This is a genomic window from Pedobacter chinensis (genome assembly GCF_003339865.1).
Taxonomy (GTDB): Bacteria; Bacteroidota; Bacteroidia; order Sphingobacteriales; family Sphingobacteriaceae; genus Pedobacter; species Pedobacter chinensis.
Map to the genome: position 1 here is coordinate 628,169 of NZ_QPKV01000003.1, position 25,563 is coordinate 653,731.

Consider the following 25,563-nt stretch of genomic DNA (forward strand, 5'->3'; position numbering starts at 1 on the left):
GTATAACAAATTGATTATAATACAGTTTTAATTAATGTTAAGAAAGGGATTCCAAAAATCACTTTAATTATTTTAACAGATCTCTGATGTCTTCTTTACTCAATGATTTAAAGAAGCTTTCTTCAGTAGTGATCAGTGAATTGGCTAATGATTTTTTACGTTTCTGTAAAGCGAGAATTTTTTCTTCAACAGTATCTTTAGCAATGAATTTGTAAATAAAAACCTTCTTATCCTGCCCAATGCGATGTGTTCTGTCAATGGCTTGCTGCTCTACAGCAGGATTCCACCAGGGGTCCAGAATAAAAACGTAATCAGCTTGCGTTAGGTTTAAACCTACACCACCTGCTTTGATGGAGATCAAAAATACTTTTAAATTGCTGTTTTGCTGAAACTCTGAAACAATTTCACCACGGTTACGGGTAGCACCATCTAAATAGGCAAAAGGAATATTTTCTGCCTCGAAGTGCTTTTTGAAAATATCGAGATGTTTTACAAACTGTGAAAACACCAAAACCTTGTGCCCGCCTTTTAATACATTATCTAAAGTGTGAATAACGTTTTCGAATTTGCCGGAATCTGAACCATAATCACTGTCAATCATTACCGGATGATTGGCCAATTGACGAAGAGCCGTTAAGCCCTGTAAAAGTTGAACCTGTTTCTGTGCAAAAGTGCCATCATCCATGCTTTGCAACAAATCATTTCTATAAGCCGACTTGGTTTTTTCGTAATACGTGGCCTGATCTTCGCTCATGTCGCAGTAAATTACCTGTTCGGTTTTTGGAGGTAATTCTGCAGCTACCTGTTCTTTTGTTCTGCGAAGTACAAAAGGTTTTATGATGGATTGAAGCTTACGTGCCTTTTCTTCGTCTTTTTTCTTTTCAATGGCTTGCACATATTCTTCGTAAAAAAATGCTTGTGTACCAAGTAAACCCGGATTTAAAAAGGTTAACTGCGACCACAAATCTCCTACTGAATTTTCTACAGGTGTGCCGCTTAAAATCAATTTGTGTTTGGATTTTAAACTTCTAACTGATTTGAAAGATTTTGATGCCGGATTTTTAATGTTCTGGCTTTCATCCAAAATGATGTAATTGAAGTAGAAATTTTTCAGTTCTTCTACATCTACACGAGTCACGCCATAAGTGGCAATCACAATATCAAAATTTGCAAAATTTGCTACATCTTTATTTCGGTTAGTGCCTGTATGAGCGTATATTTTAAGTTTTGGCGTGAATTTTTTAGCTTCAGTTAACCAGTTATAAATTAACGAAGTTGGCATAATGATTAACGAAGTAGAATGCGATTCCCTGGCCTGATCATCTTCTTTAACTTTTTGCAACATGGCTAAAGTTTGAATGGTTTTACCCAAACCCATATCATCAGCCAAACAACCACCAAAATTGTATTCTCTTAAAAAGCTAAACCAATTATAACCCGCTTTTTGATAATCACGTAAGCTACCTTTGAAATTTACAGGCATTTGTGTGTCAGCAATATTTTCAAAATCAGATAAACGTTGGAGTTTGCGCTCCAGTGTCACATTAGCTAAACTGTCTTCGGCAAGATCATTAATCAAGCCAATATGATGTTTTTTAAGTTTTAAGCTGGCGCCAGTTTCTGCAAGGCTAAATAAGCTGCCATATTGGGTAAACCATTTTTCGGGAATAATGGCTACTTCTCCATCTGGCAATAAAAATTCTCGTCTTTTATGTAAAATATGTTGTTTTAAAGAAAGAAATGGGATTTGATATTTACCAAACCAAACCACGGCATTGATATCGAACCAATCATTGCCTTCTTTAACTTCAAGATCTATCTTGTTAGCACCAAAAACAAAACGTTTCTGTCCTGTAGCTTGTTCAATTTCAAAGCCCGATGCCTGCAGAATTTCAATGTGCTCATTAACCCAATTGATGGCCGCATAGCTTGGATTCTCTTCATCTGCTGCTACTTCCAGGTTACTAAATAACGGGCTCGTTTTTTTCAACCCAAGTGATAATAGCAAATTGAATTGTTTTTTCTCCCAATCGGCTGAGCGTTTAATGCGATGAAAAATATAATGATCAGCAGTTTTTTCTAAACGTACGGTTACTTTATGTGCATTTTCAATAGGGAAAGTATATTCCCCGTATTTGAAATATAATTGGATTTGCGATAAACCACCATCAACATACAAAACTTTGATAACCGGAGTTGCCTCAAATTGTTCTGTTTTAATTTCGAAACCCTCAGCATAAACATGGTGTTTTTCTATTAATGGTGCCACGAATTTTTCAAAATAAGTAGCCTCGGTCGATTTTGGAATGGCAATATATCGCTTTGCCAAAAACGGCTGTAATTTTTTGCCTTCAATATCCTGATCAAAAAAGTAAAGCACATCATTTAACAATAACCATGCGGGCTTATTGCTAATGATTTGCGCTTCTTTAAACATAAATTCGATGCGCAGATTTTGATATTTTATAGTTGGAAAATATCGGGTTTCTGTTTCGTTTCTGCGAAAATGAAATAATATGGAAGCAGGTTCGGTGGCCAATTCGATTTTACGCTCTACCGGCCATCCATCTTTATCCATTACATAAAGTTCATTTTTAATCTTTAAGATCTCTAAAGCTTCAGCAAGTTTTTTCTCTATTTTAGGGCGAACGTTTTCGTAGAATTTAGTATCGAAAATTTTAGTAAAAAATTCAGTTGGCCTGATTAATTTTTTATAATACTTTTTGATGATTGAATCCTGCTCAATGTCATCTAAAATTTTGATCAGCTTATAATCAATGTCAGATAAACATGAGTGAAATTCTTCTGCGGTATGCGTAAATAAGCGTTGATAAGTAAATGAGAAATCACCTTGTGGATTTAACTGAACTACATGAGGTTCAATTAAATAGCCTAAATACTCATGTTTGCACAAGGAGTACACTATTTTACAAGGTTTAGAACTATCGACGCGTAACATTGATGGAGAATAAAATTTTTATAAGCTACCCGCTTAAAAAACTCTAAACTTACAATATTTTAGGATTACATCAAAAGATGTGTAACATTTTTAGTGAGAATTTTGGTGGAATAATGGAAAGCTGTAAATCCGGCAAATTTGTTTCAGCAACCCTGAATGTGCTTTCATGCTGAGATACGAAGTATCTACAAGCGATATAACAGATGCTCCGTAACTACCATTGATGTTTTTGGTAATTTATTGTTAATCATGATTTAACTGAAGTTTTTAAAGAAAGAATATCCCGTAGATTTAAGAAAATTACGCAGATTTTATTTTTATCTCCATAATCAGCGGCATCAGGCTCATATAAACTAAAGTGCTCTAATGTGTCTTAGGTGGTAAACAAATGAACCTGTTGCGAATGAGATTGCTTCGTGCCTCGCAATGACGAGTAAAGCAAAAATCCCCCAAATGGCTTTGGAGGATTTTGTATTTTAGTGAAATTCTTCGCTATGCTAAGAATGACAATTTACTTTTTAACGTACATTACTTCTTTAACAGCTTTAATTACTTTTTCAGCATTTGGTAAGCTGGCTGCAATTAAAGTTGGAGAATATGGAAGTGGAACATCGGCACAAGTGATTCGTAAAACCGGTGCATCAAGATAATCAAATGCTTGTTTTTGAACCATGAAAGCGATTTCACCCGAAAGTGATGCTAATGGCCAGGCTTCTTCCACTACAACCAAACGGTTTGTTTTCTTAACTGATTCGATAATTGTTGCGTAGTCAATAGGACGAACAGTACGTAAATCGATTACTTCTACGTTGATTCCTTCTTTAGTTAATTCTTCAACGGCTGGATTTACAACGCGTGTTAACATTTTACCGAAAGTTACGATGGTTACATCAGTACCTTCTTTAGTAACTTTTGCTTTACCGATTTCTATGTAATATTCTTCTGCAGGAACATCGCCTTTATCGCCATACATTACCTCAGATTCCATGAAAATAACCGGATCCGGATCAATAATAGATTGTTTTAATAGTCCTTTTGCATCGTAAGGTGTAGCCGGAACCACCACTTTTAAACCTGGAGTATTGGCATACCAGTTTTCGAAGTTTTGAGAGTGTTGTGCACCTAATTGACCAGCGTTACCAGTTGGACCGCGGAAAACCATAGGGCAAGAGAACTGACCGCCACTCATTGATAAAATTTTAGCAGCACCGTTAATGATCTGATCGATGGCTACTAATGAGAAGTTAAATGTCATGAACTCCACAATTGGAATTAGGCCTGCTGTTGCAGCACCAGTTGCAATACCTGCGAAACCTAGTTCGGCAATCGGGGTATCGATAATGCGTTTCGCACCAAATTCCTCAAGCATTCCTTGACTTACTTTGTACGCTCCGTTATATTCTGCTACTTCTTCACCTAATAAAAAAATGCGGTCATCTTTACGCATTTCTTCGCTCATGGCTTCGCGTAGTGCTTCTCTAAATTGGATTTCTCTCATTGTAAATTTTAATAACGGTGGCAAATATAATTATTAATCGCTTTGAAACCAAAGGCAATAATGCGTGTGTTTTGTAATAATTATAGTTGATTGAGGCTGTTTTTCAGATCAGTCGCTATGTTTTTTTTGAATCCTTGCAATATCTAAAAATAATATTGCGATTATCTTTTAATGATATTGTAATTGTATTAAGGTTTATGGTTTTTCCGAAATATCTTCTCCAAAATGGATGATATTCCCGTTATTGTCTAAAATAGAAAATTGGCGCATTCCCCAAGGCATATTTTTAAGTTTTCCATTGGGATGAATAACTTCCTGCACTGTATATTCTTTATATAATTGATTTACTTCAGATACATAAATGTAACAGCCTGTGTTTTTTGGAATACTTTCATCATCAGTTGGCCAAAGGTGTATGCTGATTTCGTCTTTACTGAAAATTAGATATCCATCCCAATTATTGTGAAAAGTAAAACCGAGTTTTTCAGTGTAGAATTTTATGGTTTCCTCCGCACTTAAAGAGGCGAGGATTGGAGTTGCGGTTTTAAGCATGATTACAAATTTATGTTTCTTGCTCTGACACTAAATTTAGTTCTATCCATTTTTGGTGGATTATCTTCAGGGAAATTAAAAGCAATGCTGTTCAAATAATTTGCAATTTTTAAGCGTTCTTGCCAGGATAACTTCTTATAAAACTCAGCGTGAGATTTTGAAGCCTCCTCTGCTGTTTGTGCTTTAAATGCTGTTCTATCTAAACGGTACATGATCAAATATAAAAATATTTACGTTGATTTAATGATTTGGATTCAATAATCCGTAAATCTCGCTATCTAAAAACTGTCCCCTGAAATAGTAATCCTGTTTAAAATGAGCTTCTTTAACAAAACCATGTTTAATCAGTATTTGGCGTGATGCATCGTTATCAACATTGATATTTGCCTTGATGGTATGTAAATTCATATCTTCAAAACCAAAATTAATCGTTTTTTTTAATGCTTCGGAAATTATTCCTTTACGCCAGTAATCGGGATGAAGCATGTAGCCAATTTCAGCTCTGTGGTTGGCAAAATCTGTTCGCCAGTAGCCAATAGAACCAATCATGTTTCCTGGATTTTCTTTCAATGCAATTACCCAGGCCAGATTATCGCCATTTTCAAAGCCATCATTAAAGGTTGTAATGAATGTTTTAATTTCCATTAAATCTTCTGGCCTTTCGCGGTCGATGTATTTCATTACCGTTTCATTGATGCGCATGGCATAAAGTGCTTCCGCATCATAGAGCGCGTGTTCCCGAAGAATTAGTCGTTCGGTTTCAAGTGTAGGGAACTTGGTAAAGTTGAGGGTTAGCATTTCTAAATTTAAGAGATTAACCGCAAAAGGCGTAAAGTTTTCTTTGAAACAACTAATTTTTAGACGGTCGTCATTGCTGTAAGGTACGAAGCAATCTTAAAGCGAGAGTTCTTATAACCAAAGTAGTAGGATTGCTTCGTACCTTGCAATGACGATGAGTCGATAGCATTTCGGTTTAGTTTTTCAGTTTTATCTTAAAATCTATTTCCCAAATAATGTTTTATAAATCGAATATTTGTAATTATCAGGAACCTGGCTTGTTTTAAAATATGGCGAACCGAAAAGTTCAGTCAGTTTTTCTTTTAATCTAACCAGAAACTGAGGTTTAATTTCTTCAAGAAAATCTCCCCTTAAAACTTGTCTGTTAGATTTAAACCAAACACCGCCAAGACTTGAGTCATTCATCGTTTTTACAATGTACAAATTTGATTCTACACAAGTTTTGCCGGAGAATTGTTCGTAAGCATAAGTGTAAAGCAAGGTTTGTATTAAAGCCTTATTGATATATTTTCCATCAGAATTGAAAAGTTCATCAATGTCTTTAAATGCAAGTTTGTCGCTTCCTGTTTTGTAATCGATGATTTTAGTCACGCCATCTTTAACGTCTACCCGATCAATGTAGCCAAATATTTTAATGCTCTCCTCTTTACCATTTAATGGGAAACTCACTTCAGCTTCAATTTTTTGTTCGAGGCTGATAATGGTAAAAGGCGTTTGTGAAAGATCCTGATTAAGAATAATATTGACGTAGGCATCAACAATAGCAAGAATTACTTTTTGCATCCCCTTGTATTCCATTACCAAATCAGGATGTTTGAACATGACTGCATTAAAGGCCTTCTGAATAAGTTTTGGAACAACTTTTCTTCTCTCTTTAATCCTGTCGGCAGTGATTTCAGCATTTCTCAAATCTTCGTAGAAATATTCCATCACTTTATGCAGAATAGAGCCGATTTCGTTTGCTTCCACAACAGCGCTTATTTCCTTCGGTTCTTTAATTTCAGCTATATAATTAAAGAAAAAATCAATGGGATTGGAGATATATTGCGTTAAAGCAGATGGAGAAAGTGATTTTGCTTTATCTAAATACCGTTGTAATTTTCCCTGAATAAACGCATTTCCGGTTTTTTCAATTTGCACATCTTTAAAAGCTTCTGTTTTAACTTCAAGATTTAACTCGTTATAGGTAAAATTGAAACCGCTTTCATATTCCAGCTGCTTTAAAATTCTGCTGGCCTCGCCCGAGGTAGATTCGTCAGTTAAACTATTGTAAACAAAGTTGATGTTTTTTGCCCTTTGCATTAATCGATAAACCATGTATGATGAAATGGCATCGAGATTTTCGAGAACGGGCAATCCATAAACGCGGCGGATGGAATCTGGAATAAAACTGTTCCCGATGGATGATTTAGGAATAATACCTTCATTAAAACCTAAAATGACAACCTTATCAAAGTTCAGGTTTCTGGTTTCGAGCAATCCCATTACCTGAATGCCATTTAAGGGATCGCCGGAAAGTGGAACTGTAATGGCTTGTAATGATTTCTGAACGAGATAAATTACAAACGGAATTTCCTCTTTACTGATATGATTATCAAAAGTATCGTGCAGGCGGTTTAATTCCTGAATGGTTTTTACAAATAGTTCAGCGTCAATTTTCTTTAATGTTTTTGCATTCGATAACCTCATTAAAACAAAATCCAGAACAGCTAATAAATTGGTTACCACCAACTGTGGATTTTCAATTTTTTTATAGAAAACCTCAAACAAACCACTTTGCCTTAATAAACGCTTATGCTCAATTTCTACCTGATTTTCCTCCAGCAAAGCCGTCAGAATTTTATCCCGCATTTTTTGAGTCAGGCCCGTTAACGGATGTGTTAAAAAGGCTTCAACATTTTTGTAAGTGACTTTATCTGCTTGCAAAATCTCCAGCTGACTGGTTAACCATATATCAATTAAACCAAAAATACTCGAGGTAGAAAGGGCAAAACCCATTGTTACATTCAGGTCTATTTCTTTTCCGTTAAAATCAGTTGGAATGGTTTGCAACGTGGGAATCAGCAAACTTTCATCAGCTAAAACCACTACTGTTTTTCCAACCGTTTCAGAATCTGTATAATTTTCTTCTAAAATGTGATTGAGAATTTTTGCCTGAGCCGATTGCCCCTGTACTTTGAAAACGCTTACCTGGTGTTCGGCAGTTTTCATCAAACTTTCCTTTTCGGCAAATACATTTCTCAACCCAAGCTGGTTCATGTTCTTTCTTAAGAATAAACCAGCCTCCTGAGCAGAATCATCCAGATAATAAGCATCTGCATCAAAATAAAATAATGCCTTATCTGCTTCCTGTAATTGAGTAAATATTTTTGCCTCAGCACTGCTTAATGCATTAAAACCAACAAAAATGATTTTTCCTTTATCAAAGTTTGATATGAATTCCTGATGATTGGTAATATCATTAGCCAGGTAGCGATAAACAGAGCCGTTGGTTAAATAACCTTGTGCTTTAAGCGTAGCATGAAATTTATGATAAAGCTTTGGCATTCTGCGCCACATCTTAATAAATAATTCCTGTTGCTTTTTATGTTTTCCCTCAGAATAGGAAGTCCAGAATTGAGAAAGAAATTGATATTGCTCTGCACTTAAATAATCAAAATCCTGATTAATAACAGAAATATCTTCTAAATCGCGATATAGCTTTTCTGCATCAACTAAATCAGCATCAATTTGGTTAAAATCGCTTAAAATGATTTTGGCCAGGGGAAAAAATTTATGGCTGGAAATGGTTTCCAGTTTTTCTTCTGCTAAAAGTTGGTTGTAAATGGTGTGTAAAGTAAAAAACTGTAAATAGAAATCGGCAATTTTATAACTGGTTGAGCAGGCAAAAAACTCCTGAATAGTAAAAAAAGAGGGACTGAAAAATGGCTTTCTGATTAGATCTGCAAAGTATTTTTGTAAATAGGCTGACGGACGTTTATTATTGAAAACAATGGCGCAACGCTCTAAATTGTCTCCAAATCTGGCAACTAAATCTTCGGCAACTTCTTGTAAAAATGGTTTCATATTCAGATCTGCAGAATAAGCATAAAATGATTAATACTAAACTAAGGAATCGATTTCAGACATTAAATTGCTGTGAATGATTCGCTCATCATTAAATATGTTATTTTTTTTCGGCTCAGTTTGGGTTTGATAATGTTTATTTTGAACAATAAATAAATACTCTTTATTTTTCTGTTTTTTCTCTTTTCCTGTTATTTGATAATGATGATCTCTTTCAATTACCTCAACATGATTGGCATATTGATTAAGTAAAGATAATAGCTCTTCTTTAGTTGGTAATGATGAGTTATTATAACTCAAATACCAATATTTAAAGTTTTTTAGTTTCGAAAAAAGCTTATCAAACAACTCAGCGATTGTTTTCTTATCGATGAAGTTATTATTAAAAGGTCTGGTTTTTTCTGATAAAATAAAATCATCCATTAAACCATAAAAACCAAAATAATTATTCATAGTACCACTGTATGGAGGATCTAAATAAATCACATCAGCTTTTATCTGATCAAGCAAATTAAACACATCATCATTGTAGGCAATGTTGTTTTTGTTATTGGTAAAAATGGAAGAATTATACTCATCTAAATTCTGAAGAAAATGAAATTTGAATGATTGGTTATGATAAGCTCTTTTTCTTTTATATTTTTCATAACTATATTCTTCATCACGAAGCTGGATAATTTTAGCCCAGGTAAGATTGAACCTTGAATAAGGCATTTTTCTAACCATTGCTCTTCTTATCAGTGCAAATGCGATCGATTTTTTTGCCTCCGAATCTAATTTTTCAATATTGTTTCTGTAAAGATCAAGCTCTTTACATTCCTGTTCAAAAAAATAAACTTCTGCATAATTCTCGGTCATAAACCCTTTAAAAGGCTCTCCGCTGAAAATTATTTCAATATCCTTTTCATTAAGTAATGTTTCATTATTTTGAATGAGTGCATTTGCAATATGGAAATTGATTTTTAATATATCATTTGTATATACTTCGTAACCCCTATGCTTGGCTTCATAACTTAATGAACACCCACCAGAAAAAGCATCAAAAACAGAGGTTGCCTCTTTCGGGAATTGATCACAAATCCATTTGGCAATCTTCTCTTTGTTTCCAATGTAATTAACGGTAGGATATTTAGGCATCTTCATTCATTTTTATAATAGCACCTGCAATTGCTTCAGCCATTTTTGGTGGAACAGAATTCCCAACCTGTTGTTGTTGAGAAATTTTGGTGCCTTTAAACACAAAATCATCAGGAAATGATTGAAGCTTAGCTAATTCCCTTACCGTTAAAGCCCTGTTTTGCTCATAATGAAAAATTTTTCTCATATCACCAGTTACACAAACAGACGGCAAATCACTTTTGTATCTGATGTATTTTCTAACATCACCAGATTTAGGCCTGATTGATGCCGGAATTTCATTCCGGTCGCCTCCATCGGTTACATAGCTCATTTTGGTAAGCATTTGTGGCGAATGTGACATTGCCACATGATTGTGGACAGTTGATTCTTCCCCTGATATTAATTTCGGATAATGCGCCAAAGCCTCCTTAACAGAAATATATTTTTCTACTTCCTTACTCGGGAAAATAATTTTTTTAGTGTTTTTAGCGCCAATAAATATTACTCTTTTTCTAATCTGGGGTACACCATAATCTGCTGAATTCAGGATTTTACAATCTACAGTATATCCTAAATCCTCAAAATCTTTTATAATTTCTTTTCTGGTTGCTCCACCATTATGATTGTATAATCGTGCAACATTTTCCATCACGAAAAACTTCGGTTCGATGATTTTTACAACCCTGACAAATTCTTTGAACAGTCTGTTTCTGGGATCGTCAGCGAATTTTCTTCCAATATTCCCGGCAATACTAAATCCCTGACAAGGTGGTCCGCCGATTACCACATCAACTTCATTGTTTTCCTGGTAATATTTAATTTCAGCGTCAGATAGCGCACAAATATCTTTTTGAATCAATTGATGGCCAGAGAAATTGTATTGATATGTTTCGCAAAAGCTTTTCTCAATATCAACAGAAAATAGATTTTGGAAGCCCATTTTGTCAAAGCCCAACGAAAACCCCCCCGCACCAGAAAATAAGTCAACATATTTTAAACCATTTTTCATCCGTTTAATTTTTTCATTTGTGATGAAGCTCATCATGATTTGAACCATTCTCTTGTAAGTTTAGGCAAATCATGATGGTTCCATAATCTGAATCCCATGCTATTACTAATCCCCAAAATTAATCTAATTTGTCGACTTATGCTTGGTCTCAAGTTATAGTCCTCGACTATTTTTCAACAAGGATTTATTGCTAAACTAATTTCAACTTGCCTTTAACTGCGTAAAAAAGATAAGTTCTGATGTTTTTATAACCCATTTCTGATAACAGATTTCGATAATTGTCTACCTGTTCAATGTGCTTGTCGCTTTCTTCGAGGGTAAATTTATAATCGAGAATAATCACTTCATCTGTATGGATTAAAACCCGATCTGGCCGATGTAACTTTCCGTTTGAATCGATAATGTTTTTCTCCGTGATGCTTTCGGTAGCTTTATTTAAAATTTCTTTCAACTCCGGATGGTTCAAAACTTCTAAGGCAGAATCAATCAATTTTTGTTTTTCTTCGTCCTTGATAATACCCTGCAAAACGAGATTGGTTGTATAATCCTGAACACCTTGTTCGGTAGTTGCGCTTGCCAAAATATCATGCAACAAAGAACCTTTTCTGCCTGATTTTTCGATGTTTACCAGATGCTTTAAATGCTTTTCTTCTGATGGGGTGTAAAGCGCCGACAAGCGTGTAGTGGTTGGGTAACTTTTTAAAGTAATAAAATTAGATGCTTCGGCTTTACTTTCAGCTCGTACATAATCTACAATTTCGTAAATACCATTTTCATCAAACTGATCATCGAAAGTGAAATTGATCACATCGCCCATGTTAGAAAGTTTCAACTCTTTTTTAGCCATTGTGGCGATATAGAGATAATCTTTTGAACGTGTTGTAGCTACATAAAGCATGTTCAAGGCATCCATATTATTATAAAGCAATTCTTCGTAATAAGCTTTAGCTATCGCTGAATCGGCCAGTGCCTCATTATATTTTAAAGGAATTCCCCGAAGTTCCTTGTAAACGGTATCTTCTGATGAAACCCAGAAGGTTGAGTTGCTTTTGCCTTTTATTTCCCAATTGCAAAAAGGAACAAAAACCGCTCTAAAAGCCAGTCCTTTGGATTTATGAATGGTGATAATCTGAATGGCATCTGCGCCCTCTGGCGATGGAAGCGATTTTTTAATGCCATCTTCATCCCACCAGGTTAAAAACGAAATGATGCCTTTTTCGCCCAATTTTACGGCGTTGGCGGTTAAATCTCTAAAAGCCAATAAATAAGGCAAATGTTGAGTCTGGCTTTTTAAATCATAAGCTTCAATTAAAATTTCCACCAATTCGGGAAGTGGAAGCTGTAGCCAGGATTGCCAGTTTTCGCAAAGCGATTTTGGTAACACATTGCTGAGTGTGCTTAACGAAACATTGTTGAGGTTTAGATAATGGTTAGCATTAACCTCTTTTTCATGTAGTGAATGGCAAAGGGCAATACAATTCGCTTTGTATAATGCGGTTTGGGTATCCAGTCCAATCAACGTTTTTAAAGTATTGATAATGAGTTGAACCGCCGAATTATTTGAAATCAAAAGCGCATCGCCAGAAAGTACAGGCAGTTTTCTTTCCATTAATTTCTGAACGGTAAGCAGCGCTTCACTATTTGAGCGAACCAAAATAGCGATATCTTTCAGCGCATAGTTTTGTTGCTCTTTTAAATAGAAAATCTCCTCAATGATATCGTTTAAAGCAATATCCCTGAAAACAGTTTCAGTAAAACGGACCTCATCGGGTGCATGATCTTTACCAAATTTTTTGATTTTTATGGTGCCACCCTTTAAGGTGTTTGTGGCGAAATTTTGGGTTGAACCTGCGTAAATATCTGTGATAATTTGCCCGTAATTTTGTGCATTCCACCAGGCAGAAATGCTTTCAGGTTTATTTGCTAAATTTTGATTTAATTCATTTTGCAGCGTAAGCGGAATGGAGCGATAAAGGAAATTATTAAACGTGATGATGTTCTCGGCACTGCGATAATTTTCTTCCAGACTTTCTTCAATCACATTGTGCGCACCCACATCCAGCTTGGCATGTTTATGTAAGATGTTCCAATCGCCATTTCGCCAGCGATAAATAGATTGTTTGGTATCGCCTACAATCAAATGGTCAGTTAATTCTGAGCTTGGAGTGGCAATTGCATTGGTTAAAAGCGATTTAAAACTTCCCCACTGACTGGTCGAGGTATCCTGAAACTCATCAAATAAGAAATTACGATATCTGTTTCCAACCTTTTCCCAAATGAACGATGGATTATCTCCGGCATCTTCAGTAATCCCAGAAATTAATTTCTGCGCATCACTGATTAGGAGATTATCATTTTCGGCCCGGTATTCTTTTAATAAAACGGCAATTTCCTGCATCAACCTCAAATAATACAGGTTCTTGTTGAAAGCGATGGCAAGCTGATAATTCGGTAAATGTTCCAGATAATGTACTTTTATCTTTTGCAACATCGGATTTACGGTTTCAAATGCTTCAGGAAAATTTGCATTCTTTTGAAACCATTCTTCAGGCTCATCAATTAAGTTGAAAAGAGGTTCAATCTTCGAAAAATCGCCCCTGGCAACTAAAATTAATTTAGTTAACGGACTTCTTGATTTTCCTTTAAGATATTCGGTTTCTACGCCTAAAACATTTAAGGCTTCGTGGGCATCTGTTGCTAATTGAACAATTTCGCCTTCGAAATTTTTGATCTCCTCTTTAGTAATACTGATGTATTTCTTGAAAAGCTCATCAATATTTTCCAACCCCAAATCTTCAACTGCTGATTCGAAAATCTGAAACCGTTCAGAGAAAATCTCTCCGATCAAATTGTAGAGTTCAATTTTATAATTCCAGCTTTTATTATCGCTGATGCGTTCAATGGCTAAATCTATAATCCATTGCAAAAGCTGTTTATTGTCGTTTAAAGCTTCATCCAGTTTGTTAACCAAATCATCTTTAACCTTATCATAATTCATTTCTAAATTATAATCGGCATTGAGTCCGAGTTCAAAGGCAAATCCACGGATTACCTTTTGCACGAAACCATCAATTGTACTCACAGAGAACCGGCTATAATCATGAAGAATTTTGCGATAGATTTTATCGGCTTTAAACTGCAGTTCCTGAGCACTCAATTGCGGATAAGCAACCAAAATCAGTTTTCGATAATCATCAATTTTTTTCGATGGATTTCCTTGCGCCAAGCCAACAAGCACTTCCAAAATCCTCGATTTCATTTCTTCAGTGGCTTTGTTGGTAAAGGTTACCGCTAAAATTTCGCGATATTTATTCTCTCCGCTAAAAAGCAAGGTAAGGTAATGCGCAGTAAGACTGAACGTTTTACCGGAACCGGCTGAGGCTTGAAGGATTTTAAGAGGTTGAGGCATGTTTTATTTGTTTTTGACGGCATTTAGGAATGAAATTTATCCTTACCCCAATTTAAGGGATTGTTTTGGATATACTGCGATATGTTGTGATAGGATTTTTCGTCGCGGATGATGTGTTCGTAATAATTGCGTTGCCATAAATCGTGTATATCTGTATTTTGACGTACCCATTTGGTAACGCCTACTTTAAACCCTCGTACTATTGAACCAATTGTTTTTGATGTGCCATGTTGGAGCGAAACATCTTTCGCCCTATTTTGCGAAACATCTTTCGCCCTATTTTGCGAAAAACCTATCGTCCTTTCGATATGGGGCAAATGACGATTTGCCCAATTATTCTCTCTCTCCTTCTCTTCTTGGCGTATATCATTAAGGGGCGAAAGATGTTTCGCCCCTACGATTTTGACGATGCCGTGTAGATGATTGGGCATGATGACAAATTCATGTAATACCGTATTTGTGAAATGTTCGGGTATTTGTAACCAACATAATTCGGCAATTTTGCCTACTTCATTCAATATCATTTCTCCATTAACTACTTCGCCAAACCTACAAATTCTGTCTTGGCAACACAGGGTTATAAAATATAATCCTTCTTGCGAATAATCATATCCCTGTAACCGAATGGAACGTCTGTTAGGTTTGTTTGGCATTGTTTATTGTTAATGGTTAACAAAAGTTTGCATATATAATTACTATAGTCGCTATTCTACATATCAGAGTGGTACTTGGAACAGAATGAGTACAATCAATTCATTTTATTTATCTCATTCTCTTTGCCTATTAACCACAAATACATATCAATTTCTTTTAGGCTTAATCCATTTAGACTATGACATTGTTTGAATTTATTTATGACTTCTATGAATTTCCCATAATTCCTAAGTGTTTCATAATTTATTTTTTCCTTTTTATCTTTAAATCTTTGTTATGGAATTTTATTAGTAAGTCTTGGATTAGTGTATCTTAAATTGCATATTTCTCTGAGTTATGAAAACTACAATACTTAGTTGCAAAGGAATAAAAACTTTTCTTTCTTTTCTTGGCTTGATATCCCATGTCCAGAAGCGATTTGCTTTATTAAATTTGGATCTCCTTCTTTCAAACGTAAATCAATCTTACCATCTTCATTTACTTTTTTGAAAATATGATAAGCGATCTTATAAGTATCATAGATATTTGTACTGTATAAACTATTGATTGTCGTAACTTTAAGATATATTTCATCCAAACTCTCGTGCTTAGGAAACTTTTCAATCAGTTTCTTTAGTGCATTTTCCGCATTTTTTATAGCGGGATAATTGACTTCTTTAGAAGTTTTTCGGGGTTTGTCACTACTTTCTCTTACTCTCTTTAGCTTTTCCTTAATCAATTCCATTGAAGGAGTTTCCAATTCTTCTTTTTCCATGACTTTAAACATTTATCAAATAGAAATGATGTAATGAAAACACTCCTTTTATCTCTCCGTTTTCGTTCTTCAAGATAGCGGTATGGTCTTGAATTTCCAATATACATTCAGAGAAAACTCTGCCGTCAATATTTCTATCGAAAGAAACCTCTCCATCTAATTCTTGCTGATTTGGATTTAATCTGTAAACAATAAACTTTTGTGTTTCCATATTCTGATAATTTTAAAAAGGTAAATCATCCTGATTTAAAATTTTCCCGAAATCAGAATATCAACATGAATTATTAAAAAAGTTATTACTTTTTCTTTCCCGAAATTTTCTTTTTTCTTATCCTTACAGGTCTTTTTTCCATTTCGAATGGAATTTCAAGTAAATCGCGAATTACAACAGAGGCACATGCGCCACCAAATGCTGCGGGTAAATAAGAAACCGTACCGTAGGCCGAACGTTTAAAATTACTCCCATCAGTTAAAATGAGCGAATCTCTTTTCACTTCTTCCGTAGAGAAAACGGCTTTTATTTTTGTAATGTTTTCAAGTTTATTTAGCCTTTTGCGTACATAACTGGCAAAAACACATTGATAAGTGTCTGGAAGAAAGGTAATGCGAAGTTTAGTTGGGTCCATTTTGCCACCAGCGCCCATTGAACTTACAATAGGAATATTTTTTTCCAGGGCAGTGGAAAGTAAAGTGATTTTCGGCATCACACTATCAATACAATCCATCACATAATCGTATTTTACCTCTAAAATCTCCCGGCACCTTTCAGGTGTAAGAAAAGCGTTAACCACATGCAACTTTAATTCAGGATTAATTGCCAGCAAACGTTCCTGCATGATGGCTGCTTTACTCACGCCATGATTGGTTGCAAGCGCAGGCAGTTGTCTGTTGCGATTACTTGGATCAACTACATCACCATCTACAATGGTCATTTCTCCAATGCCTGAACGACAAATAAACTCTGCTGCAAAAGAACCTACGCCCCCTAAACCAATAACTAAAACATGCTTCGATTGCAGTTTTTCTATTCCTTCATTTCCAACTAATAGTGCAGACCGTGAAAGCCAGGTAACATCAGACATATTGTTTATGTTTTATAAAATATCAATAACAAATTTTAAAACCTCGTCATTCCCACGAGGGCTGGAATCTTAATTCCCAATCAAGCCGGGAATGACGAATTACCTATACCTGCCATTTACCTTTCCATTTATTAAAAAATGAATGCTAAGAAGGGTAAGGGTTGATTTAAAATATAAAAAGTATATCTGTATTTTTATAAAGTTACTAACTCTATCAGGCATCATACTTATTAGAGTTAGTAACTTTTAAATAAATTCAATTTTTTCCAGTTGGCAAAAATAAGTGCTTTTAACTCATCAATTGAACATTTTTTTAAATTGGCAGCAGCCTGGTAAATTTCTTCGATAGAAGTTTCAGAATCATCAGTTTCTAAAAAGAAATGATCTGTATGTTGAATCAGTTTTGCCGGTCCGGAATTTTCTTTCAAAATAGCTGTGCCAAATGAAAGTAAAAAGCCTTGAGCAAGCAGTTGTGCTCCGAGTTCATTATTCTTGTTGAACCCATGAATGATCATTGGTACTTTAACCTTCAACCGTTTTTTAATTTCGATCAATTCAGAAAAACATTTAACGCAATGCAGAATCAGTGGTTTATTTAATTTTTCTGCAATAACAATTTGCTGTTCTAAAATATGGATTTGATTTTCCAGGCTTTCGCCTCTTAATTTATCCAATCCGCATTCTCCAATTAATTTCACATTCGGCTGTTTTGCCAGAACAGCCAAATATTTCAACTGTATTTCTAATTGATCAATACTTGCATACCATGGATGTAAACCAATTGATATCGGTTTTTTCTTAGGCATTGCTAAAAATATATCGCTGGTTAGTGATAAGCTTTGAATACCTGTTACTCCCTTTTTTTGTGCTGTATGATGAGTATGTATATCTAAAAAATCCATCGTAATGCACAAAGTTAATCTTTTAAGATAATGTTGTTCTTCTGTAAAGAATTGGTTAAATAAACTATAAAAACAGTCGACTTTATTAGTTTTGCTTAATCATTCTAAAAAGTCACGATAGCTTCATTACTTTTGAAAACAAACCGAGTTTACGAGTTCACTAATACAAATGAAACAATAAACAAAACATTAATAATTTATACGGATGAAACCATCATGATTTTTCAAACCACACAGTGGTATGAATAAATCTGATAGCTTCATCACAATTAAAAACAAATTTATACGGATGAAAAAAATATTAATATTATTAACTGCAATATTCATTTCGACGGCTTCATTTAGCCAGACAAAAAAAGAAGGGGTTCATATCTATAATCCTGAGGCAAATGCAATGGCAGATTTGAAAGCGGCTACAGAAAAAGCAGCCAAAGCAAACAAACATGTGTTGGTACAAGTTGGTGGCAATTGGTGCACCTGGTGTATTGCATTTCACAACCTGGTTGATTCAACTCCGGTTTTAAAGCAAGCCATTAATGATAATTATGAATATGTTTTGGTAAACTGGGATAAAGATCACCACAATGATGAAGCCATGAAATATTTAGGTTTTCCTAATCGTTTTGGCTATCCTGTTTTCGTGGTTTTGGATGGAAAGGGAAAAGTACTTCATATTGAGAATTCGGCCTATCTGGAAACTGACGAAGTTGGTACCGATGGCAAGAAAAAAGTTGGTCATGATGTGAAGAAAACCATTTCATTTTTAAAGGGATGGACTGTTGCTGCAGTAAACCCTGATACTTATAAAGCAAAATAATGTAAGGGGTTAAAAGTATAAGGTTGGGGATAAATCAGTCTTCAATAAATAAAGCCGCAAATTTTCAGCTATTTAAAATCTGTGAATCTGCGGCTAATTTTTAATCATCCAAATCGTCTTCATCATCCTCAATATCGTCTAAATTTAACTCATATGACGGTCTTGAGGCTTCGTCGGCTTGTTCCAGCAAATCTTTATCATGTTCAATGCTGGTACCATCGCCATCTAATTCATTTAAGTTTTCTGTATCATCCTCTCTTCGTAAGGCATCGTTTGGATCACTTGAGTAATCTTTGTCTTCTGGGTCTATCATAACATTAAAATTTATAAATAGATAATGATTTTGATAGTAGAATTGTTTTGAGTTTTTTATTAGTGTTCGTCATACTGAATTCATTTCAGCATCTTTTTTGCGCATAGTTCATCCACAAGATCTTTAAGAAATACAACGCTCCTTGTAAAAGTAATTCAATATCATGATGGGAGTAGTGTGTGTATACAAAAAACGCTGATGAAACCATCCAGCGTTTTCTTAATGTCTTTATGGGGATAATTACCTACAACCCATCGCCAAACTTATAGTTCGGTAAAATGCTAACAGGTAATTTTCCAGTTGGTACTAATCTGTTGTTGATTACTGCTGCTGCAGAAATTTGCATATAATCTTCTTTCTGGTAAGCTACAACCAAACCCCTGCTGTTCTCTAATCCTGGTAAACCTGCAAGGTTATAAGGGTTTGCAAACAATGCGAAAACAGCATTTTTGCCTGAAAGTTCTTTAATGAAATTTTTAACACCTGCATTTAAAGGAATGTTATTCGCTGGTCTGGAGCGGCTATCGTGAATGCCTACAATGACCTGGTCAAATGCCCCGATTTCACGGGCCACATTCGAGATTTGAGTGGCATTGGCATCTTTGTCTAAAACGTAGTAAACAGAGTTGTAAAAACCTTTGGAGATTTCTTTCTGGAATCTTGTTACCGATGGAACGCCAATGCTGATAATTGCCGTTCTTCTAATCGGAATCATATTTTTGATGTATTCTTTTCCTCTTAACATAGTTACAGATGCATTTGCCAGTTCCTGCACCAAAGCATTGCTCTCTTTACGATTAACATCAGCAATAATACCTTGGGTGGCGATTGTATCCCGATTGTTTAAACCCGCCCAATACTTTGCAGTTAATATCTTACGCACACTTTCATCAATGGATTTCATATCAATTCTTCCCTGACGAACAGCTCTTCTAACCAACCTTACCGCTCTATCGCTGTTTTCGGATAGTTCTAAAATATCGTTTCCTGCAATGATGCCCAGTAAATCGGCTTCGCCATCTTTAAAATATTTTACCACACCTTTCATGTCCATTGCATCAGAAATAACCAGACCTTTAAAACCTAATTGTTGTTTCAAAATGCCTGTAACAATCGGCTTTGATAGGGTAGAAGGTAAATTAGGTGTATTATCCAGTGAAGGAATATTCATGTGTGCAATCATCACACCAGATGCGCCCTGCTTGATCAGCTCTTTAAATGGATACATCTCCAGACTATCTAGTCTGCCGGCACTAAAATTAAGTTGGGGTAGATCGTAATGTGAATCTACATCAGTATCGCCATGGCCAGGAAAATGCTTCAATGTGGTCAATAAACCGCCATCCTGCATTCCCTTCATATAAGCAGCAGTTTTGTTTGCTACGTTATATTTGTTCTCACCAAAAGAACGGTAATTGATAACAGGATTTTTTGGATTGTTATTAATATCTGCATCGGGAGCTAAATTCATTTGCATGCCTAAACGTTTAAAATCTTTAGCAACTTCTATCCCCATTCTATATAGCAAATCTTTATTTTGGATAGCGCCCAAAGTCATTTGATATGGATAGGAAATGGTACTATCCAAACGCATTCCTAAGCCCCATTCGCCATCATTGGCTACAATCAAAGGTACTCTGCTTACCTTCTGGTAAGCATTGGTTACAGCAGCCTGTCTGCCAGGGCCGCCCTGAAAGAAAATGACACCGCCAAGTTGTTCTTTTCTAATGACCACACCAACTGAATCAGAATATTTTTTGCCCAGATTGGTATGTGCTCTAACAAAAAACATTTGCGCAATCCGCTCTCTGCGGTTCAATTTTTTAAAAACGGAATCAACCCATTTGGGCTGATTAGCTAACATTTCTAAATAAGTTTGTTTTTGTGCGTTTACTGAAAATGCTGAAACGCAGAAAATAATAAGGAGGAATAAGTTTTTTTTCACGTAAGTTTTGTTGTTCTGATTGGGCTAAATTAATAAGTAATAATCGAATTAAACAAAAACCACTCCAAGTAATTGATTTAATACAATAAGTTGTGTGTAAAGATTCTTTTGCTATGATGCAGAAGATTGAAACATTTTTTCTCTATAGGATCAGGATTTTTTTGTTACCCTCTGCAAGCCCTGAAAATGCATTCCAATATCAAAAAAATAAAACATAATCAAGTATCGGGGGTTAATACAATAGCGCTCTGCCAATATGTTTAACTAAAATTTATCGTTATGAAAAATGTAAATACACCCAAAAACAATCCTACAACACAAGGAAGTTCGATAGCTGACAGAGCAAATCACGATGTTAAAGTTGATAAGAAAATTCAAGGTATAACAAACGGTGGCGGGCAACGCTCTGATCAAACATCGAATAAGGATAATCAGCGTAAATACGATAATAAAAAATAATTATTTCTGTCATTCAAGAGCTTGTCGAAAACCATTGATAGCTTTTCGGCAAGCTCAATATGACGAAATCTGCCCTTCATTCAATGTGTTTACCATCTAACATTACGATGGTTCTTTCGCCAGCTTAATGATATCTTTTCCTTCTAAAATTCGCCGCTCGTTATTGTGGCTTAAAGTGTTTATCATGGCGTTGCCAAGCTCAGCCATGGTGCAAAAACCATCTGGATAAATTGCTCTTCCAATAGGGAAGACCCAATTGATGTAGCTGTAAAATTTATGAACATATTTTTGTGGTGCTACTGGTTTAATAAATCCCGGGCGAAAATTGTAAACCTGTTCAAAAGGTAATTTCATTAAATCTTTCTCTGTTTTACCTTTTACCCTTGCCCATTTCATTCTGCCATTTTCATTAGTGCCGCTGCCAGAAACATAACAAAAAGTCATATCATGATTTAATTTGCTCAATGTCTCAGCAATATGCATCGTTAATGTATATGTCATTTTGTAATAAGTATCATCATCTACCCCTATAGATGATATGCCAAGACAAAAAAAGCAGGCATTATAGCCTTTTAACTGATCTTCAAGAGGAGAGAAATTGAAAAAATCCTGATGAATGATTTCTTTCAGTTTTGCATGGATATAACCACAAGGTTTCCTGTTAATTACTAAAACGGAGTCTACTTCAGGGCTGTTTAAGCATTGAATTAAAACCCCTTCTCCAACCATTCCCGTACTTCCGGTAATGATTACATTATTAATAGCTCTTGTTTTTCTCATGGAAATGATTTTTATATTGATTAACTTTTAAAGTTAATCTTTGTTTGGCTTGATAATCAGCTACAACTTTTTTATATCAGTATTTCATCGTTTATCTGGCTTTATGATTACTTTTTTCATTTGAAATTTTGATCAGAATGAGCTTAAAATTTAGGTTCGCAACAAAAAAGGGTTCCGATATTTATCGAAACCCTTAATGTTTTAATTTAGAATTATCTGATTGTTGTTCCAGTCATTTTATAATCTTTTGGTGGTTCTGCACCTAAAAGATGCTGAACAAAATAATCCCACCTCCTCCTCATCATATAAGGAGAATAGGCGCCATAACCATGTGCGCTATTTGGAAATAATACCAAATCAAAAGATTTGTTTGCTTTTTGAAGTGCCTCAACAACTAATAATGTGTTATAAGGAGGAACGTTATCATCCATCATTCCATGAACAAGCATCAATTTTCCTTTTAAATTCTGGGCATGATTTTGATTTGCCTGCGCTTCATAATCAGAATTTTCTGCTAATCCATTGTAGCGTTCACCCCAGTCATCCTCGTAATTCCTGTTATCATGATTTCCTGATTCAGAAATGCCAACTTTAAAGAAATCGGGGTAACGGAACATAGCTGTTGCAGTTGCAAAACCACCGCCTGAGTGTCCCCAAATTCCAACCCTGGTTGTATCAATAGGATATTTTGCTGAAAGTTGTTTTATGGCAGTAATTTGATCTGGCAAAGTATTTTCAGCCATGTTTCCATAGCTCATATCATGAAAACTTTTGGAGCGGCCAGGGTTGCTCGTCCCTTCAATTACGACAACGATAAAACCCAATTCGGCTAAAGCCTGGTGGTCGCCACGCGATGCTGAAAAAAACCAGCTGCCAACACTTCCGCCCTGTGGACCAGGATAAATATAATCTATTACAGGATACTTTTTACCAGCGTCCATTTTTGTTGGTGTAAATACCAGACCATAAATATCAGTTGTTCCATCATGTGCCTTTACTGAAACTGGTGCTGGCGCTTTCCAGCCCGTTGCAATCAATCTCGAAACGTCAGTTTTTTCTAACTCCTTGATTAATTTCCCATTTAAATCTCTAAGCACAACAACAGATGGAACATTAGGTTGCGAATAGTTATCTATGAAATATTTCTCTGAAGGAGAAAGTGTAACCATATGATTTCCTTCTTCAGGCGTTAATAAGGTTAAGTTTTTGCCATCAAATCCTATTTTATAAAAATGCCCAAAATATGGATTCCCTTTTTCTTTGCCGTTAGCCATGAAATAAAGTGTGCGTGTTTTCTCATCAACTTTAAGCAGACGCGTAACCACCCAATCTCCCTTTGTGATTTGATTTTTTACTTTTCCTGTTGTTGCATCATAAAGGTAAAGATGCCCCCAATTGTCTCTTTCCGAGTACCAGATAATTTCCTTGGTTGATGGTAAATATCTCCAGTTGATCATCCCCTGACCTGATTCGTACTGAGTTTTTACAGTTTCTTCAAAAACTTCACGTACTGCTCCGGTGCTTGCATTGGCAATGCGGAATTTTTCATTTTTATGATCGCGGGAAGTAGATACAAAGGCAACTTCTGAGCCATCTGCTTTCCAATCGATATCATCAAAAGTTCCGCTGCTGGAAATATCATCACTTAAAGTGCCCCGATGTGGATCGGGAGCGATATTTAAAGAGATTACTTTAGGGTTTTCTACATCAATGATTACCCGTCTGATGGTTGCAATTTCTTTATCTCCAGGTAAAGGATATTTCCATGCTTCTAGTTTCGGTGCGCCAACATTGGTGGTAGCCAAATACATATCTTTCGAATTCCTTTGATCTTGTTGAAAGGTTGCAATTTTTTTAGAATCGGGTGACCAACGCAAAATTGGTGCATCGCTATGTCTCCAACCTGCATTATCCGTTGCGTAGCCATAATCTTTAATTCCATCGGTTGTTAGCTGGGTAAGTTGCCCGGATGCAATATCTTTAACGTAAAGATTATAATCCTTTATTAAGATTGCCTTTTTACCATCAGGTGAAATGACTTCATTTCCTCCGCCTCTCCTTCTTGCTGGCGGGGGAGAGACTGTGCTACCATATTCAGTAGTTAGGGTTTTCGTTTTCTTTTCAGGATCGACCAAAAAAGTTTGAGTACCAGCTGCATTTCTAGCCGTGTACCAAAATTTATCGCCTGGAAGCCAATTCGGCGATACGCCTGCGTTATCGATATATTTTGCAGTGTTATAGCCCATAAAGCTTTCCGCTCTTTCGTAATCCTGAGCGGTTAATGCTTTTTGCTGAGCATTTGCTGTAACAACGAAAGCACATGCCGTTACAGTAAACCAAAATTTATTCATAAATCTGTTAGTTAATCTTTGCGATAAAAATAATACTGTTTTGGCAGTTCAAATTAATTTATCAATAATAATACAATGAAAATTTACCAGATCTTGCTTCTTTAAATACAATTTATGATATTTCTATATCTTCATCTGTTCTATTTACCCGATGCTTTGTCTGCATTTAGCCATTGAAAACTGATATGTTTTTCATTCACTTTGGTAGCGTAAGATAAGTTGTTAAACACAAAAGCCTTGCAAATTTAAGAGGGAACTGAAAAAAGTCCTTACCAAAACTAATCGAATAAAAAACGATTAAAAAATGGAGATTTGACCCTTTGAGAATCGATTATTTGAGCAGATAGCTTTAGAAAGTTTCAAATATTAAAAGGAAAATGGCTTATGAAGACAAAAATTCATAAGCCATTTTTTAGTAGGTAGTTTTTCAGGGCCCTAATTTAATGGCAAGGCTTTCGGACTTCTAATAGAATCTTACAGCAGAGAGGGAGATATCACAGTCGAACGCCTCATATCCTTTTAACCTTTTCTGACAGTCTTAAAGGGGTATAAGCATAGTAGCATATAAATGTTTTTCACTTCATTTACCCTTTAAAAAAGCATAATGGAAAAAGTCACTATAAAACAGGCTCAAAAGCTACTTAAAGACGATGGAATTATACTTAATGAAGAACAAACCAAGCTAGTGTTAGATTTTTTATATGAAATGACAGAAATAGCTGTCAGATCAATATCTGAAGATCGATGAGGGTAATCTTCACTAGATTGTCTACTTAGCTCTGAATACGCTCACAAATGCGTTCGTTTTGTGAGACAGTTTCTTTGCACTTCTAAAGTTTGCAATTTAGCGCAATAGGAACTGGATAAATAATCGTTTCTTTATATTTATTATATTATAACCGGCACTAAGTAAGGCGGTTTTTTCTCCTATCTAGCTATTTTGGCGATTACAGATGGCAACAATCGTGGCAGATATAGTCCATGCTCATTAAAACGAATGTTATTTTAACTAGTTGGCATCATCAACCCTTATTGATATACCCAATGTATCAGCTTATAAATTACATATTAGCTCTGGTAAACATAAATAGGTTGA

The 25,563-nt window shown here is 35.4% G+C and carries 21 protein-coding genes; 3 read left to right on the forward strand and 18 right to left on the reverse strand.

Features of this window, described 5'->3' with window-relative positions:
* Positions 1-67: 67 nt before the first annotated feature.
* The 14 genes from DU508_RS08040 to DU508_RS08105 form a co-directional block, all read right to left on the reverse strand.
* The gene (locus tag DU508_RS08040; RefSeq protein WP_115402308.1) at positions 68-2,959 is read right to left on the reverse strand and encodes a DEAD/DEAH box helicase; all 2,892 of its coding nucleotides are present in this window, start codon (positions 2,957-2,959) and stop codon (positions 68-70) included.
* 511 nt (positions 2,960-3,470) lie between these two features.
* On the reverse strand, positions 3,471-4,457 hold the full coding sequence (locus tag DU508_RS08045; RefSeq protein ID WP_115402309.1) for a pyruvate dehydrogenase complex E1 component subunit beta: 987 nt from the start codon (positions 4,455-4,457) through the stop codon (positions 3,471-3,473).
* A 195-nt stretch (positions 4,458-4,652) separates the two neighbouring features.
* Positions 4,653-5,009 carry a bleomycin resistance protein gene (locus DU508_RS08050; protein WP_115402310.1) on the reverse strand — a complete coding sequence of 119 codons (357 nt, stop codon included), beginning with the start codon at positions 5,007-5,009 and terminating at the stop codon, positions 4,653-4,655.
* Positions 5,010-5,011: 2 nt separating this feature from the next.
* Complete coding sequence (locus DU508_RS08055; protein ID WP_115402311.1) at positions 5,012-5,221, reverse strand: hypothetical protein; 210 nt, start codon at positions 5,219-5,221, stop codon at positions 5,012-5,014.
* Between the two features lie 28 nt (positions 5,222-5,249).
* Positions 5,250-5,807 (reverse strand): GNAT family N-acetyltransferase, encoded by a 558-nt coding sequence (locus tag DU508_RS08060; protein ID WP_115402312.1) that lies wholly within the window; start codon positions 5,805-5,807, stop codon positions 5,250-5,252.
* A 201-nt stretch (positions 5,808-6,008) separates the two neighbouring features.
* Positions 6,009-8,873 carry a PD-(D/E)XK nuclease family protein gene (locus DU508_RS08065; protein WP_115402313.1) on the reverse strand — a complete coding sequence of 955 codons (2,865 nt, stop codon included), beginning with the start codon at positions 8,871-8,873 and terminating at the stop codon, positions 6,009-6,011.
* Between the two features lie 36 nt (positions 8,874-8,909).
* Positions 8,910-10,010: a DNA adenine methylase gene (locus DU508_RS08070; protein ID WP_115402726.1), complete on the reverse strand. Its 1,101-nt coding sequence runs from the start codon at positions 10,008-10,010 to the stop codon at positions 8,910-8,912.
* Positions 10,003-11,001 carry a DNA cytosine methyltransferase gene (locus tag DU508_RS08075; RefSeq protein ID WP_115402725.1) on the reverse strand — a complete coding sequence of 333 codons (999 nt, stop codon included), beginning with the start codon at positions 10,999-11,001 and terminating at the stop codon, positions 10,003-10,005. The genes DU508_RS08070 and DU508_RS08075 overlap by 8 nt, the downstream gene beginning before the upstream one ends.
* 190 nt (positions 11,002-11,191) lie before the next feature.
* Complete coding sequence (locus DU508_RS08080; RefSeq protein ID WP_115402314.1) at positions 11,192-14,410, reverse strand: UvrD-helicase domain-containing protein; 3,219 nt, start codon at positions 14,408-14,410, stop codon at positions 11,192-11,194.
* A 23-nt stretch (positions 14,411-14,433) separates the two neighbouring features.
* On the reverse strand, positions 14,434-15,063 hold the full coding sequence (locus DU508_RS08085; RefSeq protein WP_115402315.1) for a transposase: 630 nt from the start codon (positions 15,061-15,063) through the stop codon (positions 14,434-14,436).
* A gap of 353 nt (positions 15,064-15,416) precedes the next feature.
* On the reverse strand, positions 15,417-15,818 hold the full coding sequence (locus DU508_RS08090; protein WP_147273601.1) for a hypothetical protein: 402 nt from the start codon (positions 15,816-15,818) through the stop codon (positions 15,417-15,419).
* Between the two features lie 4 nt (positions 15,819-15,822).
* Complete coding sequence (locus tag DU508_RS08095) at positions 15,823-16,029, reverse strand: hypothetical protein (protein WP_115402317.1); 207 nt, start codon at positions 16,027-16,029, stop codon at positions 15,823-15,825.
* Positions 16,030-16,114: 85 nt separating this feature from the next.
* Positions 16,115-16,900 carry a tRNA threonylcarbamoyladenosine dehydratase gene (locus DU508_RS08100; protein ID WP_115402318.1) on the reverse strand — a complete coding sequence of 262 codons (786 nt, stop codon included), beginning with the start codon at positions 16,898-16,900 and terminating at the stop codon, positions 16,115-16,117.
* Between the two features lie 236 nt (positions 16,901-17,136).
* Positions 17,137-17,802 (reverse strand): TatD family hydrolase, encoded by a 666-nt coding sequence (locus tag DU508_RS08105; protein WP_115402319.1) that lies wholly within the window; start codon positions 17,800-17,802, stop codon positions 17,137-17,139.
* Positions 17,803-18,091: 289 nt separating this feature from the next.
* On the opposite strand from DU508_RS08105, the gene DU508_RS08110 reads away from it, so the two are divergent.
* Positions 18,092-18,619, forward strand: a complete 528-nt coding sequence (locus tag DU508_RS08110; protein WP_115402727.1) for a thioredoxin family protein — start codon at positions 18,092-18,094, stop codon at positions 18,617-18,619.
* Between the two features lie 100 nt (positions 18,620-18,719).
* Here DU508_RS08110 and DU508_RS08115 read toward each other — a convergent pair whose 3' ends face one another.
* Together DU508_RS08115 and DU508_RS08120 are read right to left on the reverse strand one after the other, a co-directional pair.
* Positions 18,720-18,932 carry a hypothetical protein gene (locus tag DU508_RS08115; protein ID WP_115402320.1) on the reverse strand — a complete coding sequence of 71 codons (213 nt, stop codon included), beginning with the start codon at positions 18,930-18,932 and terminating at the stop codon, positions 18,720-18,722.
* A gap of 244 nt (positions 18,933-19,176) precedes the next feature.
* Positions 19,177-20,796: a glycoside hydrolase family 3 protein gene (locus tag DU508_RS08120; protein ID WP_233509421.1), complete on the reverse strand. Its 1,620-nt coding sequence runs from the start codon at positions 20,794-20,796 to the stop codon at positions 19,177-19,179.
* A 360-nt stretch (positions 20,797-21,156) separates the two neighbouring features.
* Here DU508_RS08120 and DU508_RS08125 point away from each other — a divergent pair, with 360 nt between their 5' ends.
* Complete coding sequence (locus DU508_RS08125; RefSeq protein WP_010601402.1) at positions 21,157-21,336, forward strand: hypothetical protein; 180 nt, start codon at positions 21,157-21,159, stop codon at positions 21,334-21,336.
* A gap of 102 nt (positions 21,337-21,438) precedes the next feature.
* Here DU508_RS08125 and DU508_RS08130 read toward each other — a convergent pair whose 3' ends face one another.
* Complete coding sequence (locus tag DU508_RS08130; RefSeq protein ID WP_115402322.1) at positions 21,439-22,116, reverse strand: Rossmann-fold NAD(P)-binding domain-containing protein; 678 nt, start codon at positions 22,114-22,116, stop codon at positions 21,439-21,441.
* A gap of 212 nt (positions 22,117-22,328) precedes the next feature.
* A complete protein-coding gene (locus DU508_RS08135; protein ID WP_115402323.1) occupies positions 22,329-24,467 on the reverse strand; it encodes a S9 family peptidase in 2,139 nt (712 codons plus the stop codon).
* Between the two features lie 604 nt (positions 24,468-25,071).
* Between DU508_RS08135 and DU508_RS23795 the strand changes: the two genes are divergently transcribed.
* Entirely contained in the window at positions 25,072-25,215 is a 144-nt protein-coding gene (locus tag DU508_RS23795) for a hypothetical protein (protein WP_158542139.1), read from the forward strand.
* Positions 25,216-25,563 lie beyond the last annotated feature (348 nt).

Coding starts and splice junctions, on each gene's coding strand:
- DU508_RS08105 (WP_115402319.1), bottom strand. CDS start 17,802: ATGGATTTTTTAGATATACATACTCATCATACAGCACAAAAAAAGGGA.
- DU508_RS08100 (WP_115402318.1), bottom strand. CDS start 16,900: ATGTCTGATGTTACCTGGCTTTCACGGTCTGCACTATTAGTTGGAAAT.
- DU508_RS08095 (WP_115402317.1), bottom strand. CDS start 16,029: ATGGAAACACAAAAGTTTATTGTTTACAGATTAAATCCAAATCAGCAA.
- DU508_RS08080 (WP_115402314.1), bottom strand. CDS start 14,410: ATGCCTCAACCTCTTAAAATCCTTCAAGCCTCAGCCGGTTCCGGTAAA.
- DU508_RS08050 (WP_115402310.1), bottom strand. CDS start 5,009: ATGCTTAAAACCGCAACTCCAATCCTCGCCTCTTTAAGTGCGGAGGAA.
- DU508_RS08130 (WP_115402322.1), bottom strand. CDS start 22,116: ATGAGAAAAACAAGAGCTATTAATAATGTAATCATTACCGGAAGTACG.
- DU508_RS08110 (WP_115402727.1), top strand. CDS start 18,092: ATGAAAAAAATATTAATATTATTAACTGCAATATTCATTTCGACGGCT.
- DU508_RS08115 (WP_115402320.1), bottom strand. CDS start 18,932: ATGATAGACCCAGAAGACAAAGATTACTCAAGTGATCCAAACGATGCC.
- DU508_RS23795 (WP_158542139.1), top strand. CDS start 25,072: ATGGAAAAAGTCACTATAAAACAGGCTCAAAAGCTACTTAAAGACGAT.
- DU508_RS08085 (WP_115402315.1), bottom strand. CDS start 15,063: ATGCCAAACAAACCTAACAGACGTTCCATTCGGTTACAGGGATATGAT.
- DU508_RS08125 (WP_010601402.1), top strand. CDS start 21,157: ATGAAAAATGTAAATACACCCAAAAACAATCCTACAACACAAGGAAGT.
- DU508_RS08060 (WP_115402312.1), bottom strand. CDS start 5,807: ATGCTAACCCTCAACTTTACCAAGTTCCCTACACTTGAAACCGAACGA.
- DU508_RS08075 (WP_115402725.1), bottom strand. CDS start 11,001: ATGAAAAATGGTTTAAAATATGTTGACTTATTTTCTGGTGCGGGGGGG.
- DU508_RS08090 (WP_147273601.1), bottom strand. CDS start 15,818: ATGGAAAAAGAAGAATTGGAAACTCCTTCAATGGAATTGATTAAGGAA.
- DU508_RS08040 (WP_115402308.1), bottom strand. CDS start 2,959: ATGTTACGCGTCGATAGTTCTAAACCTTGTAAAATAGTGTACTCCTTG.
- DU508_RS08055 (WP_115402311.1), bottom strand. CDS start 5,221: ATGTACCGTTTAGATAGAACAGCATTTAAAGCACAAACAGCAGAGGAG.
- DU508_RS08135 (WP_115402323.1), bottom strand. CDS start 24,467: ATGAATAAATTTTGGTTTACTGTAACGGCATGTGCTTTCGTTGTTACA.
- DU508_RS08065 (WP_115402313.1), bottom strand. CDS start 8,873: ATGAAACCATTTTTACAAGAAGTTGCCGAAGATTTAGTTGCCAGATTT.
- DU508_RS08045 (WP_115402309.1), bottom strand. CDS start 4,457: ATGAGAGAAATCCAATTTAGAGAAGCACTACGCGAAGCCATGAGCGAA.
- DU508_RS08120 (WP_233509421.1), bottom strand. CDS start 20,796: ATGTTAGCTAATCAGCCCAAATGGGTTGATTCCGTTTTTAAAAAATTG.
- DU508_RS08070 (WP_115402726.1), bottom strand. CDS start 10,010: ATGCCTAAATATCCTACCGTTAATTACATTGGAAACAAAGAGAAGATT.